Source organism: Nocardia aurantiaca, assembly GCF_009708175.1.
Taxonomy (GTDB): Bacteria; Actinomycetota; Actinomycetes; order Mycobacteriales; family Mycobacteriaceae; genus Nocardia; species Nocardia aurantiaca.
The window spans coordinates 1-13,898 of sequence record NZ_WMBB01000004.1 but is presented as its reverse complement, the minus strand read 5'-3'; the positions used below and the strand labels follow the sequence as shown (position 1 = coordinate 13,898).

The 13,898-nt window shown below is 68.4% G+C and carries 13 protein-coding genes; 11 read left to right on the top strand and 2 right to left on the bottom strand.

The genetic code is table 11. The features are described from left to right. The first annotated feature begins 141 nt into the window (after nucleotides 1-141). Nucleotides 142-834 (top strand): GntR family transcriptional regulator, encoded by a 693-nt coding sequence (locus tag GLP40_RS08840; RefSeq protein WP_154787721.1) that lies wholly within the window; start codon nucleotides 142-144, stop codon nucleotides 832-834. A 9-nt stretch (nucleotides 835-843) separates the two neighbouring features. Here the strand turns inward: GLP40_RS08840 and GLP40_RS08835 are convergent, their stop codons facing one another. Beyond that, the gene (locus GLP40_RS08835) at nucleotides 844-1,857 is read right to left on the bottom strand and encodes an LLM class flavin-dependent oxidoreductase (protein ID WP_328289895.1); all 1,014 of its coding nucleotides are present in this window, start codon (nucleotides 1,855-1,857) and stop codon (nucleotides 844-846) included. Between the two features lie 129 nt (nucleotides 1,858-1,986). Here GLP40_RS08835 and map point away from each other — a divergent pair, with 129 nt between their 5' ends. The 3 genes from map to GLP40_RS08820 all read left to right on the top strand — a co-directional run bounded on the left by map (nucleotide 1,987) and on the right by GLP40_RS08820 (nucleotide 5,332). Continuing rightward, on the top strand, nucleotides 1,987-2,850 hold the full coding sequence (map, locus tag GLP40_RS08830) for a type I methionyl aminopeptidase (RefSeq protein WP_154787399.1): 864 nt from the start codon (nucleotides 1,987-1,989) through the stop codon (nucleotides 2,848-2,850). Between the two features lie 310 nt (nucleotides 2,851-3,160). Then, on the top strand, nucleotides 3,161-4,702 hold the full coding sequence (locus tag GLP40_RS08825) for a cobyric acid synthase (protein ID WP_328289894.1): 1,542 nt from the start codon (nucleotides 3,161-3,163) through the stop codon (nucleotides 4,700-4,702). Nucleotides 4,703-4,768: 66 nt separating this feature from the next. Continuing rightward, nucleotides 4,769-5,332, top strand: coding sequence for an alpha/beta hydrolase (locus tag GLP40_RS08820; protein WP_154787398.1), 564 nt, complete (start codon nucleotides 4,769-4,771; stop codon nucleotides 5,330-5,332). Here the strand turns inward: GLP40_RS08820 and GLP40_RS08815 are convergent. Beyond that, nucleotides 5,312-6,316, bottom strand: a complete 1,005-nt coding sequence (locus GLP40_RS08815) for an alpha/beta hydrolase (RefSeq protein WP_154787719.1) — start codon at nucleotides 6,314-6,316, stop codon at nucleotides 5,312-5,314. The two genes, GLP40_RS08820 and GLP40_RS08815, sit on opposite strands and share 21 nt — an antisense overlap. A gap of 197 nt (nucleotides 6,317-6,513) precedes the next feature. On the opposite strand from GLP40_RS08815, the gene mqo reads away from it, so the two are divergent. The 7 genes from mqo (at nucleotide 6,514) to GLP40_RS08780 (ending at nucleotide 13,696) form a co-directional block, all read left to right on the top strand. Then, a complete protein-coding gene (mqo, locus tag GLP40_RS08810; RefSeq protein WP_328289893.1) occupies nucleotides 6,514-8,037 on the top strand; it encodes a malate dehydrogenase (quinone) in 1,524 nt (507 codons plus the stop codon). An 18-nt stretch (nucleotides 8,038-8,055) separates the two neighbouring features. Continuing rightward, nucleotides 8,056-8,505 carry a GNAT family N-acetyltransferase gene (locus tag GLP40_RS08805; protein WP_154787396.1) on the top strand — a complete coding sequence of 150 codons (450 nt, stop codon included), beginning with the start codon at nucleotides 8,056-8,058 and terminating at the stop codon, nucleotides 8,503-8,505. A gap of 370 nt (nucleotides 8,506-8,875) precedes the next feature. Next, nucleotides 8,876-10,993, top strand: a complete 2,118-nt coding sequence (locus tag GLP40_RS08800) for a magnesium chelatase subunit D family protein (RefSeq protein ID WP_328289892.1) — start codon at nucleotides 8,876-8,878, stop codon at nucleotides 10,991-10,993. Nucleotides 10,994-11,047: 54 nt separating this feature from the next. Next, nucleotides 11,048-11,266 (top strand): hypothetical protein, encoded by a 219-nt coding sequence (locus GLP40_RS08795; RefSeq protein WP_154787395.1) that lies wholly within the window; start codon nucleotides 11,048-11,050, stop codon nucleotides 11,264-11,266. A 75-nt stretch (nucleotides 11,267-11,341) separates the two neighbouring features. Beyond that, entirely contained in the window at nucleotides 11,342-11,962 is a 621-nt protein-coding gene (gene cobO, locus GLP40_RS08790; RefSeq protein ID WP_154787394.1) for a cob(I)yrinic acid a,c-diamide adenosyltransferase, read from the top strand. Next, complete coding sequence (locus tag GLP40_RS08785; RefSeq protein ID WP_154787393.1) at nucleotides 11,956-13,341, top strand: cobyrinate a,c-diamide synthase; 1,386 nt, start codon at nucleotides 11,956-11,958, stop codon at nucleotides 13,339-13,341. Before cobO ends, GLP40_RS08785 begins: the two co-directional genes overlap by 7 nt. Continuing rightward, the gene (locus GLP40_RS08780; RefSeq protein WP_154787392.1) at nucleotides 13,328-13,696 is read left to right on the top strand and encodes a cobalamin biosynthesis protein; all 369 of its coding nucleotides are present in this window, start codon (nucleotides 13,328-13,330) and stop codon (nucleotides 13,694-13,696) included. The genes GLP40_RS08785 and GLP40_RS08780 overlap by 14 nt, the downstream gene beginning before the upstream one ends. Nucleotides 13,697-13,898 lie beyond the last annotated feature (202 nt).

Genomic DNA, 13,898 nt, shown 5'->3' with positions numbered 1-13,898 from the left:
TAATAATTGGTATAGACCAATCTTGTGTAGGCTGGGGCCATGGACACGAGGGAGGCTGTCGGGGTGCAGGACCAGGTGGAGCCGGGTCGTCCGCAGGGCGAAACGCCCAGCGCCGGAGCCGATTCCGCGCCCACGGGGCGCATGCCCAAGTCGTACCGGGTGCGCGCGGAACTGGAAGCGCTGTTGAGCGAGCTCGCCGAGGGGGACCCGCTGCCGTCGGAGCGCGAACTCGCTCTGCGCTGCGGCGTCGCACGGGAAACCGTGCGCCAGGCCGTGCGGGAACTGTTGGTGGAGGGCCGCATTCGTCGTCAGGGTCGCGGCACCGTGGTTTCGCGGCCGAAGATGGTGCAGCCGCTGTCGCTCCGGTCCTATACCGAGGGTGCCATCAAGTTCGGCCGCAAACCGGGCCGTCTGCTCGTGGAATGGACCGATATCCCGGCGGACGCGGACACCGCGCGGGACCTCGCGGTGGAACCCGGGACGCCGGTCATGCACCTGGAGCGCATCCTGCTCGCCGACGGGGAGCGCATCGGGTTGGAGAGCACCTGGATGCCCTTGGACCGCTTCGCCGTCCTGCGCGAGTTCTACAACCCGGAGACCTCCCTGTACGCCGCCACCCGCGGCATGGGCGTGGTCTACGCGGTCGCCACCGAGCGCATCGAAACCGTCCTGGCCTCACCGCGTGAGGCCGCCCTGCTGGAATGCACGACGGCCCTGCCGATGCTGCTGCTGCACCGGCGCAGTGTGGACGGGGAGGGCGTGCCGATCGAACGCGTGCGCTCGCTCTACCGCGGCGACCGCATCGCCTTCCAGGCCAAGCTCAGCGACTGCTGAGATCGTCGATCACCGCAGTTGCGGAGCCACTTTCGCGCCCAGCAGCTCGATATTGTGCAGCACCTTCTCGTGCGGCAGCGTCCCCACGCTGGTGTGCAACATGAACCGGTCCAGTCCGAGCGTGTCGCGGATGTCGGCGACCTTCTCCGCCACACGGTCCGCCGTGCCCACGAACAGCGAGCCGCTCGGCGAGCGCAGGGCGTCGAACTGGCGGCGGGTCATCGGACCCCAGCCGCGTTCGCGCCCGATGCCGGACATGGCCCGCGCATAGGGCGCGTAGAAGTCCTCGACCGCTTCGTTGTCGGTATCGGCGATGTACCCGTGTGCGTGCACCGCGACCGGCTGCGGCTGGTGTCCGCCCTCGTCCAGCGCCCGGTGGTACAGGTCCACCAGCGGTTTGAACCGCGCGGGTTGGCCGCCGATGATGGCGATGGCCAGCGGCAGACCCAAAAGCCCTGCGCGGACGACGGATTCGGGGCTGCCGCCCACCGCGATCCACACCGGCAGCGGCCGGTCATCGGTCCGCGGGTAGACGATGGCGTCCCGCAGCGGCGCGCGGAACTTCCCGGACCAGGTGACCGGCTCGTCCTCGCGGATCTTCAGCAGCAGCGCCAGCTTCTCCTCGAAGAGCTCGTCGTAGTCGCTCAGGTCGTACCCGAACAAGGGGAACGATTCGATGAACGAGCCACGTCCGGCCATCAATTCGGCCCGCCCGTTCGAAATCCCGTCGAGCGTCGAGAAGTCCTGGAACACCCGCACCGGGTCGGCGGAGCTCAGCACGGTCACCGCGCTGGTGAGCCGAATCCGCTCGGTCCGCGACGCGATGGCCGCCAGCACGACGGCGGGGGAGGACGCGGCGAAGTCCTTGCGGTGATGCTCTCCGACCCCGTACACGTCGAGTCCGGCCCGCTCGGTGGCCACGGCCTCCTCGACCACCTGTCGCAGCCGCTCGCCCGCGGTCGGCACCGGCCCGTCCCCGCCGACGGGATGCGTTTCGGCGAATGTCGTCAGCCCCAGTTCCACGTCCGGAACCCCTCTCCTGTCTTGTTTCCACGTCAACCGCAAGCATAAGCGGACCATGGTCCGGAACAATTCCCTTGCGCGTCGACCTCCGGAAATACCGCCGTCCGGACCGGCAGATACTCTGTTCTCATGTCTGTGCGCACCCGCAAGCCCCTCGTTCCCGGCACGCAGTCGCCCATTCGCGAGGTCCCGAAAAACATCGAGCGGCCCGAGTACGTCTGGAAGAAGACCGTCAAGGAGGGACACGAGCCCTGGGTGCAGACGCCGGAGACCATCGAGAAGATGCGGATCGCGGGCAAGATCGCGGCGCAGGCGCTCGAGGAGGCCGGGAAGGCCGTCGCTCCGGGCGTGACCACCGACGAGCTGGACCGGATCGCGCACGAGTACATGCTCGACCACGGCGCGTACCCGTCGACCCTGGGCTACAAGGGATTTCCCAAGTCCTGCTGCACCTCGCTGAACGAGGTCATCTGCCACGGCATCCCGGACTCGACCGTGATCGAGGACGGCGACATCGTGAACATCGACGTCACCGCCTACATCAACGGCGTGCACGGCGACACCAACAAGACCTTCCTCGCCGGTGACGTGGACGAGGAGGTGCGGCTGCTGGTCGAGCGCACCGAAGAGGCCACCATGAGGGCCATCAAAGCCGTCAAGCCGGGCCGCGCCCTCAACGTCATCGGCCGTGTCATCGAGGCCTACGCCAACCGGTTCGGCTACGGCGTGGTTCGCGACTTCACCGGCCACGGCGTCGGGCCGACCTTCCACTCCGGCCTGGTCATCCTGCACTACGACCAGCCCTCGGTGGAATCGGTGATCGAGCCGGGCATGACCTTCACCATCGAGCCCATGATCAATCTGGGCGGCATCGACTACGAGATCTGGGACGACGGCTGGACGGTGGTCACCAAAGACCGCAAGTGGACTGCCCAGTTCGAGCACACCCTCGTCGTCACCGACGAGGGCGCAGAGATTCTCACGCTCCCGTGAGAGTCTCGATGCCCCAGCGGGGTAGCAGAACTCGGGGAATCGGCTCCCGGGGCCCGCGGCGGAAGATCTCGCGGGTGCTCCCGCCGAATCCCCGAGACGAGGGCCTGGGTGCGCTCCGAGCCACGATGAGACGGCACGTCGAACTGGCCGCGGGTCGGCAGCTGCCGGTCGCGGACGGTGTCCCTGGCGAGCGGTCGGACGCCGATGCGACTCGCGGCCGGGATGTCGACGCGACCAGCGGTCGGGACGCCTACACGAGCGGCGGTCGAGACGCCTACACGAGCGGTCATCGAGCGGGGAACAACCCGCGGTGAAGGGTGCCCTGCTGGTCGCGGGAACCACCTCGGACGCCGGGAAAAGCGTTGTCGTAGCTGGGCTTTGCCGCATGCTGGCGCGGCGCGGGGTGCGGGTCGCGCCGTTCAAGGCACAGAACATGTCGAACAACTCCGTCGTCACCCTCGACGGCGGGGAGATCGGGCGGGCGCAGGCCTTGCAGGCGCGGGCCTGCGGGCTGGAGCCCAGCGTGCGGTTCAATCCGGTACTGCTCAAGCCCGGGAGTGATCGCCGCTCGCAGCTCGTCGTGCGGGGCAAGGTCGTCGATACCGTCGGGGCGAAGGATTATTTCCGGCATCGGCAGCAGTTGCGGGCCATTGTCGCCGAGGAATTGGCCGCGCTGCGCGCGGAATTCGATGTGGTTATCTGCGAGGGCGCGGGATCGCCCGCCGAGATCAATTTGCGGGCAACGGATCTGGCGAACATGGGATTGGCACGGGCCGCCGATCTGCCGGTGGTGCTGGTCGGGGATATCGATCGCGGGGGTGTGCTCGCGCATCTGTTCGGAACCGTCGCGATTCTGGAACCCGAAGACCAGCAGTTGATTTCGGGGTTCATCGTCAACAAGTTCCGCGGCGATGTGGACCTGCTGCGGCCCGGGCTGGATCAGCTCACCGAGCTGACCGGACGCCCGACGCTCGGGGTCATCCCGTTCGCCGAGGACCTCTGGATCGACGCCGAGGACTCCCTGGGCACCGTCGCGGACGCGCCGGTCGGCCGCTCCGGCCCGCCGCTGGGCCGGGATTGGCTGACCGTGGCCGCGCTCCGGCTGCCCCGCATCTCCAACTCCACCGATGTCGAGGCCCTGGCCTGCGAGCCGGGTGTTTCCGTGCGCTGGGTGAGTGATCCGTCCCGGCTGGCCGGAGCCGACCTGGTGGTCATTCCCGGCAGCAAATCCACCGTCAGCGATCTGGAGTGGTTGCGCCGCACCGGAATCGCCGACGCTCTCACCGCCCGCGCCGCTGCGGGCGGCCCCATTCTCGCCATCTGCGGCGGCTACCAGATGCTGGCCCGCACCATCGTCGACTCGGTCGAATCCGCCGCGGGCGCCGTCCCCGGCCTGGGCCTGCTGGACCTGGAGATCGAATTCGCCGATCCGAAGGTGCTGTGCCGCTCCAGCGGTCGTGTCTCGAATCATGCTGGGCCCGAAGGTGATAGCGGTCTCCCAGTGCACGGCTATGAGATCCACCACGGCCGCGTCACCCGCAATGGCGACACCCCCTGGTTCGAGCTCGACGGGGTTCCCGAAGGCAGTGTGCGCGAGGCGATCTGGGGCACCCATCTGCATGGCGCCCTGGAATCGGACGAGTTTCGCCGTGCCTGGCTGCGTCAGGTCGCCGAGCGGGCCGGCCGCACCGATTTCGTTGTCGTCGACCATGTTTCGGTCGCCGACGTGCGCTCCGCCCAGCTGGATCTGCTGGCCGACCTCATGGAAGAACATCTCGATCCCGACGCTCTGGAGCAGCTCATCACGGCCGGCGCACCCTCGGATCTTCCGACGCTGACCGTCAAGAAGTGACCTAGGTCACGGTGATCTGTCCGACTCGGGTCCGGCCACTCCGCCGCTCCTGTAGCGTTTATGACCATGGAATCTCGGCGGATCACGGTCGGTGACCGCGAGTGGGCGGTGCGAGTCGGCGGACCCGAAACCCGGCACCACGTCCTGCTGCTGCCCGATGCGGGCGATCCGACCGATGTTTACGACCAGGTCTGCGAACGGCTGCAGACCTCGGACCTGCACACCATCGTCATCGAGTCGATCGACGGTCTCGACGCCACCACGGTTTTCGCCATCCTCGACCAGCTGAAGGTCCCGTGGGCCAACCTGGTCGGCAGCGGCGCGGGCGCGGATCTGGCCTGGCAGCTGGCCGCGCGGGGCTTCGGCCGCTTCATGAGCCTGATCGTGGCGGGCGGCGGCCACCCGGCAGCGCCGGGCGCGGACGGCGCCGTCAAGGACGCGTCCTGCCCGCCGGTGGAGATCCCCACCACCCTGCTGGCCACCAAGCGTCTGCCGCGCCCGGTGGCCGAGGGTTCCAGCCGGTTCGTCTACGGCGAGTTCCGACTGGTCCCCATGGATGTCACCGATGTGGCCGCCGAGGCGGGCCATGAGCTGGCCACCGAAGTGGTGCTACGCACCAGCCTCTGGTGATTTCACCAGCCACTCCAGCCAGGAATCCAGCTCGGCGAACGCCTGGGTGCGCGGCTTCTCCGAGGAGAGGAACACATCGTGCCGAGCCCCCTCGATCGGCACGATATTGGTCCGGTCACCCAGGCAGCCCGACCAGCGCTGGATCTGCTTGACGTCGAGCACCAGATCCGCCACGTCGGCGGCGGGCCCGTATTTGCGCATGAACTTGGTGGCCTTCGACCGCAGAATCAGCGCGGGCACGCCGATGTCCAGCCCCCTGTGCAGCCGGAATTGACCTCGGCGAATGGCGCGCAGCCATCCGGCGTGAACTGCGAAGCCGCCCAACGGTTTCCAGTCCAGGTCGTAATCCCACTCGCCGGAGACGCTCCGATGCAGGCTGTCGCCATAGGCGGTGGAGACACCGAGCGGCAGCTTCGCGAACGCGCGCAAGCGGCCCAGCCCCTCCAGCACCGGCGTGCCCACCGAACGGAAGTAGCCCGGCCCCTGCAGATCGAACCAGGGGCTGTTGAGCACCAGGCCCGTGATGCCCTGCGCACGAGCGCCGCCCACGGCCTGCAGCCGGTTCAGCCACAGCGCGGTCACCAGGCCGCCGGTCGAGTGCGCCATGATCAGCACCGGCAGCTCGGTCTCCTCGCGGATGACCTGCAGCGACCGGTTCAGCTCCTGGTCGTAGAGCTCCAGGTCGCTGACGTAGTGCGGGGTCTGCCCAGCGCGCCGCGATCGCCCGCATTTGCGCAGGTCCAGCGCATAGAAGGCGTAGCCCTGGGCGGCCAGGTGCTCGGCCAGGTGTTCCTGGAAGAAGTAGTCGGTGAACCCGTGCACGTACAGCACGGCCCCGGTGGCGACCGGGGCGTCGGCCGGGGCGTAGCGGACGAGGGTGGCGACCACGTCGCCCTCACCGTCCGGATCCGGACCTATCGGAATGGTCAGCTGCTGGTAGTCGGCGCCCAGCACATCGGGCTGCCAGGCGGTGGTCGACGACATGGTGGATGACGTTTCGGAGGTCACACGCCCAACATAGACCGCGGCAACGGTTGTCCATTTGGGAGGGATCTCTCACATTCGGGGATTTCGAAGCGGGATTCGGGAATGGTCAGGGGCAGAATTGAGTCCAAGTGAACGACGGGTAACCTAACCACCACCTGGTGACCCAACAAAGGACAAGGAAGTCGATCAACGCCGTGTCGAACGCTGCCACGATTGAAAAGACCGATGTAGTACTCATCGGTGCCGGCATCATGAGTGCCACCCTCGGTGCCTTGCTTCGACAGGTGCAGCCGGACTGGTCGATCACCATTTTCGAGCGCCTCGAAGCTGCCGCCGCCGAGAGCAGCGACCCGTGGAACAACGCCGGCACGGGCCACTCCGCCCTCTGCGAGCTGAACTACACCCCGCAGAACGCCGACGGCTCGGTGGAGATCGCCAAGGCCATCGACATCAACGAGCGCTTCCAGGTCTCGCGCCAATTCTGGTCCTACGCGGTCGAGAACGGCGTGCTGGCCAATCCGTCGAACTTCATCAACCCCATCCCGCACGTGAGCTTCACCCACGGTGCGGACGGCGTCGAGTACCTGCGCAAGCGCCATGCGGCGCTGGCGCGGCACCCGCTGTTCGAGGGCATGGAATTCATCGACGACGCAGCCGAATTCAGCCGGCGACTGCCGCTCATGGCCAAGGGCCGCGACTTCTCCGACCCGGTCGCCCTGAACTGGACCGAGGCGGGCACCGACATCGACTTCGGTGAGCTCACCAAGGAACTGCTGGCCTACCTGGGCGCGTCCGGTGCGGACATCGCGTTCGGCCATGAGGTGCTGAACCTGACCAAGCAGTCCGACGGCTCCTGGCTGGTCAAGGTGCGCAACCTACGCAGCCACAAGGTGCGCGTCGTCAACGCCAAGTTCGTGTTCGTGGGCGCGGGCGGCGGCGCGCTGCCACTGCTGCAGAAGTCGGGCATCAAGGAGATCCGCGGTTTCGGCGGCTTCCCGGTGTCGGGGCTGTTCCTGCGCTGCACCAACCCGGATCTGATCGCCCAGCACGAGGCCAAGGTGTACGGCAAGGCCGCCGTCGGAGCGCCGCCGATGTCGGTGCCGCACTTGGACACTCGCGTCATCGACGGTGAGAAGGGCCTGCTGTTCGGCCCCTACGCAGGCTGGACGCCGAAGTTCCTCAAGGACGGCAAGATGACCGACCTCATCAAGTCGGTCAAGCCGAACAACCTGTTCTCCATGCTCGGCGTGGGCGTCACGGAGATGGGCCTGGTCAACTACCTGGTCTCGGAGCTGCTCAAGTCCCAGCACGGTCGCGTGGACTCCATGGAGGAGTTCATCCCACGTGCCGACGGCGGCGACTGGGAGCTGATCATCGCGGGCCAGCGCGTGCAGATGATCCGCCGCAAGGGCATCGGCGGCGTGCTGGAGCTGGGCACCGCGGTCGTGGCGGCCGAGGATGGCACCATCGCCGGTCTGCTCGGCGCCTCTCCGGGTGCGTCCACCTGTGTGAGCGCCATGCTCGATGTCATGCAGAGGTGCTTCCCGCGCGAATTCTCCACGTGGGAGCCGAAGCTCAAGGAAATGGTGCCGTCACTGGGCGTCAAGCTCTCGGAGAACCAGGCCCTGTACCGCGAGGTCTGGGACTGGTCCGTCAAGGCCCTGCGGCTCGATCCGGACAACACGCCCGAGCGCGCTGCTATCGCTTCTCACGCCTAGATGTGATAGCAAGACGCGATGATGTCAACGGTTGCTCTCAAACGGTCGTGGTCCCAAGACCTGGACACCGCGACGCTGTACAAGCTGTTGAAACTTCGCGTCGAGGTGTTCGTCGTCGAGCAGAAGTGCGCGTACCCGGAACTAGACGGGTTCGACCTGCTGCCGGAAACCCGTCACTTCTGGCTCGACGATGAGGGCGAGGTCATCTGCACCCTGCGCCTCATGGAGGAGCATGAGAACGGCGTGAAGTCCTTCCGGATCGGCCGCCTCTGCACCACCCCGGAGGCCCGTGGCCACGGCTATACCACCCGCCTGCTCCAGGCCGCCCTGGCCGAAGTCGGCTCGGCGACCGTACGCCTGAACGCCCAGACCTACCTGCTGGACATGTACACCAAGCACGGCTTCAAGCCCGACGGCGAGGAGTACATCGAAGACGGCATTCCGCACATCCCGATGCGTCGCGGCTGACCCCGCACCCCTAGGAACAACCCCCGCGCCCGCTGTGAAACCCACAGCGGGCGCGGCTGTTTCAGGCCCGCGCACCGCATGGCGGCGCGCCGGCGCGGGATTCGCGCGATTGCGCTCGCCGACACGCGATGCGGTGCCGCAGCGGCGAGAGGCTGCCGGAGACCGAGTGATCCGGCGGGCCGGCCGGGAGATTCTCCGCGTGGCATGGCGAGGAGGCGATTCGCCGGACTCGGCGATTGGTGGTCGGGCCAGGACGGGAGGGGCGGAGCGGGCGGGGTGCGGCCCGGCCGGAGCAGGGGGCGCCGATGTGGCGGCTCGGCGTGCGTGGGGCGGCGCCGGTGAGCGTTGCGGGCGCGCATAGAGTTGGGGCGTGTCCGTTTCCCCTGTGGCTTACTCCGAGAGTGTTCGTGCGGCCGGTGATGAGGCCGGGTTTCCGTTCTCCGCGGTCGTGGGGCAGGAGCGGTTGCAGCTGGCGTTGATCCTGTGCGCGGTGCATCCGGGGATCGGCGGGGTGCTGGTGCGCGGGGAGAAGGGGACGGCGAAATCGACCGTGGTGCGGGCGCTGGCCCAGCTGCTGCCGCCGGTGGTGGACGAGTCCGGGGCGCGGCCCGCGCGGCTGGTGGAGCTGCCGGTCGGGGCCACCGAGGACCGGGTGGTCGGATCACTGGATCTGGAGCGGGTGCTGCGCGATGGCGAGCAGGCGTTCAAGCCGGGGCTGCTGGCCGCGGCGCATCATGGCGTGCTGTACGTCGATGAAGTCAATCTGCTGCACGACCATCTGGTGGATGTGCTGCTGGATGCGGCGGCCATGGGGCGGGTGCACATCGAGCGTGACGGTGTTTCCCATACGCACCCGGCGCGATTCGTCTTGGTGGGCACCATGAATCCGGAGGAAGGCGAGCTGCGGCCGCAGCTGCTGGACCGCTTCGGGCTCACCGTGGACGTGGTCGCCTCGCGGGATGTGGACGTGCGGATGGCGGTCGTCCGCCGCCGCCTGGACTACGAGGCGGATCCGGGTGCCTTCGCCACCCGTTACGCCGCCGCGGATCGTGAAGTGGCCGAACGCATTCTGACCGCCCGTGACCGGCTCGCCGGGGTCAACCTCGACAATGTCGAGCTGCGCCGTATCGCCGCCCTGTGCGCGAGCTTCGATGTCGACGGCATGCGTGCCGACCTCGTGGTGGCGCGCACCGCGACCGCTCATGCGGCCTGGCGCGGCGCGACCGCGGTGACCGAGGCCGACGTTCGCGTCGCCGCCGAACTGGCGCTGCCGCACCGGCGTCGCCGCGACCCCTTCGATGAACCCGGGATCAGCGAGGACCAACTCGACGACGCCATGCGTCAGGCCGCCGAGCAAGCCGCTCGGGCCGAGGAGGACGACAGCCTGGGAAAAGGTGAAGCGGTCCCGCCGAACAACGGTGCGGGACCGCAGGATCCGGCGGATGGCTCGGCCGAGGACCACGCCCCGAACCCGGACGACGCCAATTCACCTGCTACCGGGCAGGATTCATCCGCGAGCGGTCCGGATGCCCCGGACCGCCTGGACTCCGATCTCCCGGATCGTGGCGCGGATTTCCCTGGGGGAGATCGGAATCCGCCGGGCGACGCACGCGCGAACACTTCGGACCGGGGCGACCGGGACCCTTCCGGTGACCGTCCCGCCCGCGAGCGCCCCGTCGCCGCACCCACCGCCACCCTGCCCAAACCCCCGCGCTGGGAGGTCCCCGGTGTCGGCGAAGGCGCTCCCGGCCGCCGTTCCCGCGCTCGCACTCGCCAGGGCCGCGTCGTGCGCGCCACCGACGACACCTCCACCGGCCTGCACCTGCTGGGCACGATCTTCGCCGCGGCCCCGCACCAACATGAGCGCGGCCGCCTGACCGGTCCGCTCGCCTTCACCCCCGACGATCTGCGTGGCGCGTATCGCGAAGGCCGCGAAGGCAACCTGGTCGTGTTCGTCGTCGACACCTCCGGCTCCATGGCCGCCCGCGACCGCCTCTCCGCCGTCACCAACGCCGTCGTGGCGCTACTGCGCGACGCCTACCAGCGCCGTGACAAGGTCGCCGTCATCACCATGCGCGGACAGGCCGCGGAACTGGTCCTCCCGCCGACCTCCTCGGTGGACATCGCGGTCCGCCGCCTCACCGACCTCCGCACCGGCGGCAAAACCCCACTCGCCCAAGGCCTCCTGAAGGCCCGCGACCTCATCCGCCGCGAACGCACCCGCGACCCTCACCGCCGCCCCCTCCTCGTCCTCCTCACCGACGGCCGAGCCACCGGCGGCGCCGATCCGGTCCCGCGCGCCCTCACCGCCGCCCGCCTGCTCGCGAACGACGCCGTCACCTCGATGGTCGTCGACTGTGAACGCGGCATGATCCGCTTGGGCCTGGCCCGCGACGTGGCCGCCGAATTGCGCGGCGGCTACCTGCAACTGGGCGAACTCACCGGCGAGTCGGTCGCGGATGCGGTGCGCGCTACCCGGGCTGCGTAGCCTACTGGCAAGGTACGCAAGGCATCTCGCGAAGACCATGCCCGCGAGGCGGAGGTGAGGATCGCCGTCTGGAGCGCCTCCGCCGCCGATCGGGTCGCGACCGAGTATCTGCGCACCGACTACTCGCGTGAGATGGTGGTGGACGTGCTCTGGCCGGCAATCGACGTCCGCAATTCCACTGGCTGGTGCGGCAGCGCGGTTGGAGTCCGCGGCAGTTCGACGCCAGACATGTCGAGTCGAGTGGCGGGCTCGATTCCGACCGGGCCGCTGTGAGGTCGAGCCATCGCCGTATGGCACGGTGAACATCGAGTGCGGTGTGCCAGGCCGCAGCGAAAGGAGTCCCCACCGATGCCCAAAGGCGTTCCCCTCCCGGAGTCCATCCCCGACGACGGCCTGACCACCCGGCAGCGTCGCAACCTGCCGGTGCTGGCGGTGCACACGGGTCCCGGCAAGGGAAAGTCCACGGCCGCGTTCGGAATGGCTCTGCGGGCGTGGAATCAGGGCTTCGATGTCGCGGTGTTCCAGTTCGTGAAGAGCGCGAAGTGGAAGGTGGGCGAGGAGGCGGCGTTCCGGACGCTCGGGAAGTTGCACGACGACACCGGAGTCGGGGGAGCCGTGGAGTGGCACAAAATGGGCGAGGGCTGGTCCTGGACCCGGAAGCAGGGCTCCGATGAGGATCATGCGGCTGCGGCGCTGGCCGGATGGCGGGAGATTCGTCGCCGGCTGGAGGCCGAGCAGCATCGTTTCTATGTGCTGGACGAGTTCACCTACCCGCTCGAGTGGGGCTGGGTCGACGTCGACGAGGTCGTCGAGACGTTGCGCAACCGGCCGGGAAACCAGCATGTGGTGATCACCGGGCGCGGCGCGCCGCAAGCCCTCATCGACGTCGCCGACCTGGTCACCGAGATGACCAAGGTGAAGCATCCGATGGACGCGGGCCGCAAGGGCCAGCGCGGCATCGAATGGTGAGCACGCCCGCGGTCGTGATCGCCGCCCCCGCCTCGGGGAGCGGGAAGACCACGGTGGCCACGGGATTGATCGGGGCGCTGCGGCGGGCCGGGCATCGGGTCGCGCCGTTCAAGGTGGGACCGGACTACATCGATCCGGGCTATCACGGGCTGGCGGCCGCACGTCCGGGGCGCAACCTCGATCCGGTGCTGGTCGGGGCCGATCGAGTGGTGCCGCTGTACCGATACGGCAGCGAGGGCTGCGACCTCGCGGTGGTCGAGGGCGTCATGGGCCTATTCGATGGACGCATCGACGAGCACAGCACCGAACCCATCGCCGAGGGTTCGACGGCGCAGATCGCGGCCATGCTGGGGGCGCCGGTGATCCTGGTCGTCGACGCGCGCGGGCACAGCCAGAGCCTGGCGGCGCTGCTGCACGGATTCGCCACCTACGACAGCGGAATCCGGCTCGGCGGAGTGATTCTCAACCGGGTGGGCAGCGAACGGCACGAGCAGGTGCTGCGCGCGGCCTGCGCCCGTGTGGGCCTGCCGGTGCTGGGCGCACTGCCGAGGCTCGCCGAATTGTCCGTGCCGTCCCGCCATCTCGGCCTGATTCCGGCCGTCGAGCACGGTACCGCGGCACAGGCCGCCGTGGATGCGATGACGGATCTCGTTGCGGCGCATGTCGATCTTCGTGCTGTGGCCGCCTTGGCCGAGGCGAGCGTGCGGGGTGAGAGCTGGGATCCCGCCGCGGAGGTGACGGCGGAGGAAGCCGGGCCGGTGGTTGCCATCGCGGGCGGACCGGCTTTCACCTTCGGGTACGCGGAGCATCGCGAGCTGCTGGCAGCGGCGGGTGCGCAGGTGTGCGTCTTCGACCCTTTGCGGGATGAACTGCCCTCCGGCACAGCCGGATTGGTCGTACCCGGTGGCTTCCCGGAGGAACATGCGGCGGAACTCGCGGCCAATACGGGTCTGCTCGCCGCGATCGCCGAACAGGCCGGCCACGGCCTGCCGATCCACGCCGAATGCGCGGGCCTCCTCTACCTGACCCGCACCCTCGACGGGCATCGCATGGCCGGGGTGATCGACGCCGACGCCGAGTTCGGCCCGCGCCTCACGCTCGGCTACCGGGATGCCGTGGCGCTCACCGATTCTCCGCTCTGGAACGCGGGCGAACGCGTACGCGGCCACGAATTCCACCGCACCCGACTGACGACGCCGGGGTCCGCCACCGCGGCCTGGGCCTGGCGGTCGCCCTCCGGAGAGACCGTGCGCGAGGGAGCGGCCGTGCATCGCGTCCACGCGTCCTACCTGCACACCCATCCCGCCGGCAATCCGGCCGCCATCGGCCGATTCGTTTCCGCCGCCGCCGATTTCGCGCGAACCCATGCCCCCGCCTGACTTGGCGGTGGGTGTCGGATTACGCGCTGGAACTCCGGCCGATGAAATCGTCGCCGTTGTTCATGAGGTTGTGGGGGATCGGGTGATTCGCTGCTTGGCGACCATTGACCGGCGGATCCGCGAGCCCGGCATCGCGGCGGCCGCTGTGAGGTTGGGCGTCGAGCTCATCGGCTTCTCCAGCGCGGAGTTGGGGGCGGTGGCTGTTCCCAATCCGTCGGGGAAGGTATCGATGGCGGTGGGGGCTGCGAGCGTCGCGGAGGCGGCGGCTGTGCTGGGCAGTAGGGGTGGGGATTTGGTCATTGCCAAGACGGTCATATGCGGGATGGTTATCGCTGCCGCAGAATGTGTTTCATAGTCAAAGTTGTGAAACATCAAGCGATACTGGACATTTCGGGTTCTCATCCAGGAATTGCAACGGTAGAATTGGTGTATGGGTTCGAAGGGGGAAACATTCGACACGTGCGGTATCGCCGAATTGGCGGCCGCGGTGGCGGCCCTGTCCGAATCGGTCCTGCATGGGAACCTGACCCCGTTTTCCGACGGGGAGGTCGTGGCAT

What these genes read in the sequence shown, in the direction of transcription:
- GLP40_RS08840 (WP_154787721.1), top strand. Translation starts at nt 142, where the DNA reads ATGCCCAAGTCGTACCGGGTGCGCGCGGAACTGGAAGCGCTGTTGAGC.
- map (WP_154787399.1), top strand. Translation starts at nt 1,987, where the DNA reads ATGTCTGTGCGCACCCGCAAGCCCCTCGTTCCCGGCACGCAGTCGCCC.
- GLP40_RS08820 (WP_154787398.1), top strand. Translation starts at nt 4,769, where the DNA reads ATGGAATCTCGGCGGATCACGGTCGGTGACCGCGAGTGGGCGGTGCGA.
- GLP40_RS08815 (WP_154787719.1), bottom strand. Translation starts at nt 6,316, where the DNA reads ATGTCGTCGACCACCGCCTGGCAGCCCGATGTGCTGGGCGCCGACTAC.
- GLP40_RS08805 (WP_154787396.1), top strand. Translation starts at nt 8,056, where the DNA reads ATGATGTCAACGGTTGCTCTCAAACGGTCGTGGTCCCAAGACCTGGAC.
- cobO (WP_154787394.1), top strand. Translation starts at nt 11,342, where the DNA reads ATGCCCAAAGGCGTTCCCCTCCCGGAGTCCATCCCCGACGACGGCCTG.
- GLP40_RS08785 (WP_154787393.1), top strand. Translation starts at nt 11,956, where the DNA reads ATGGTGAGCACGCCCGCGGTCGTGATCGCCGCCCCCGCCTCGGGGAGC.
- GLP40_RS08780 (WP_154787392.1), top strand. Translation starts at nt 13,328, where the DNA reads ATGCCCCCGCCTGACTTGGCGGTGGGTGTCGGATTACGCGCTGGAACT.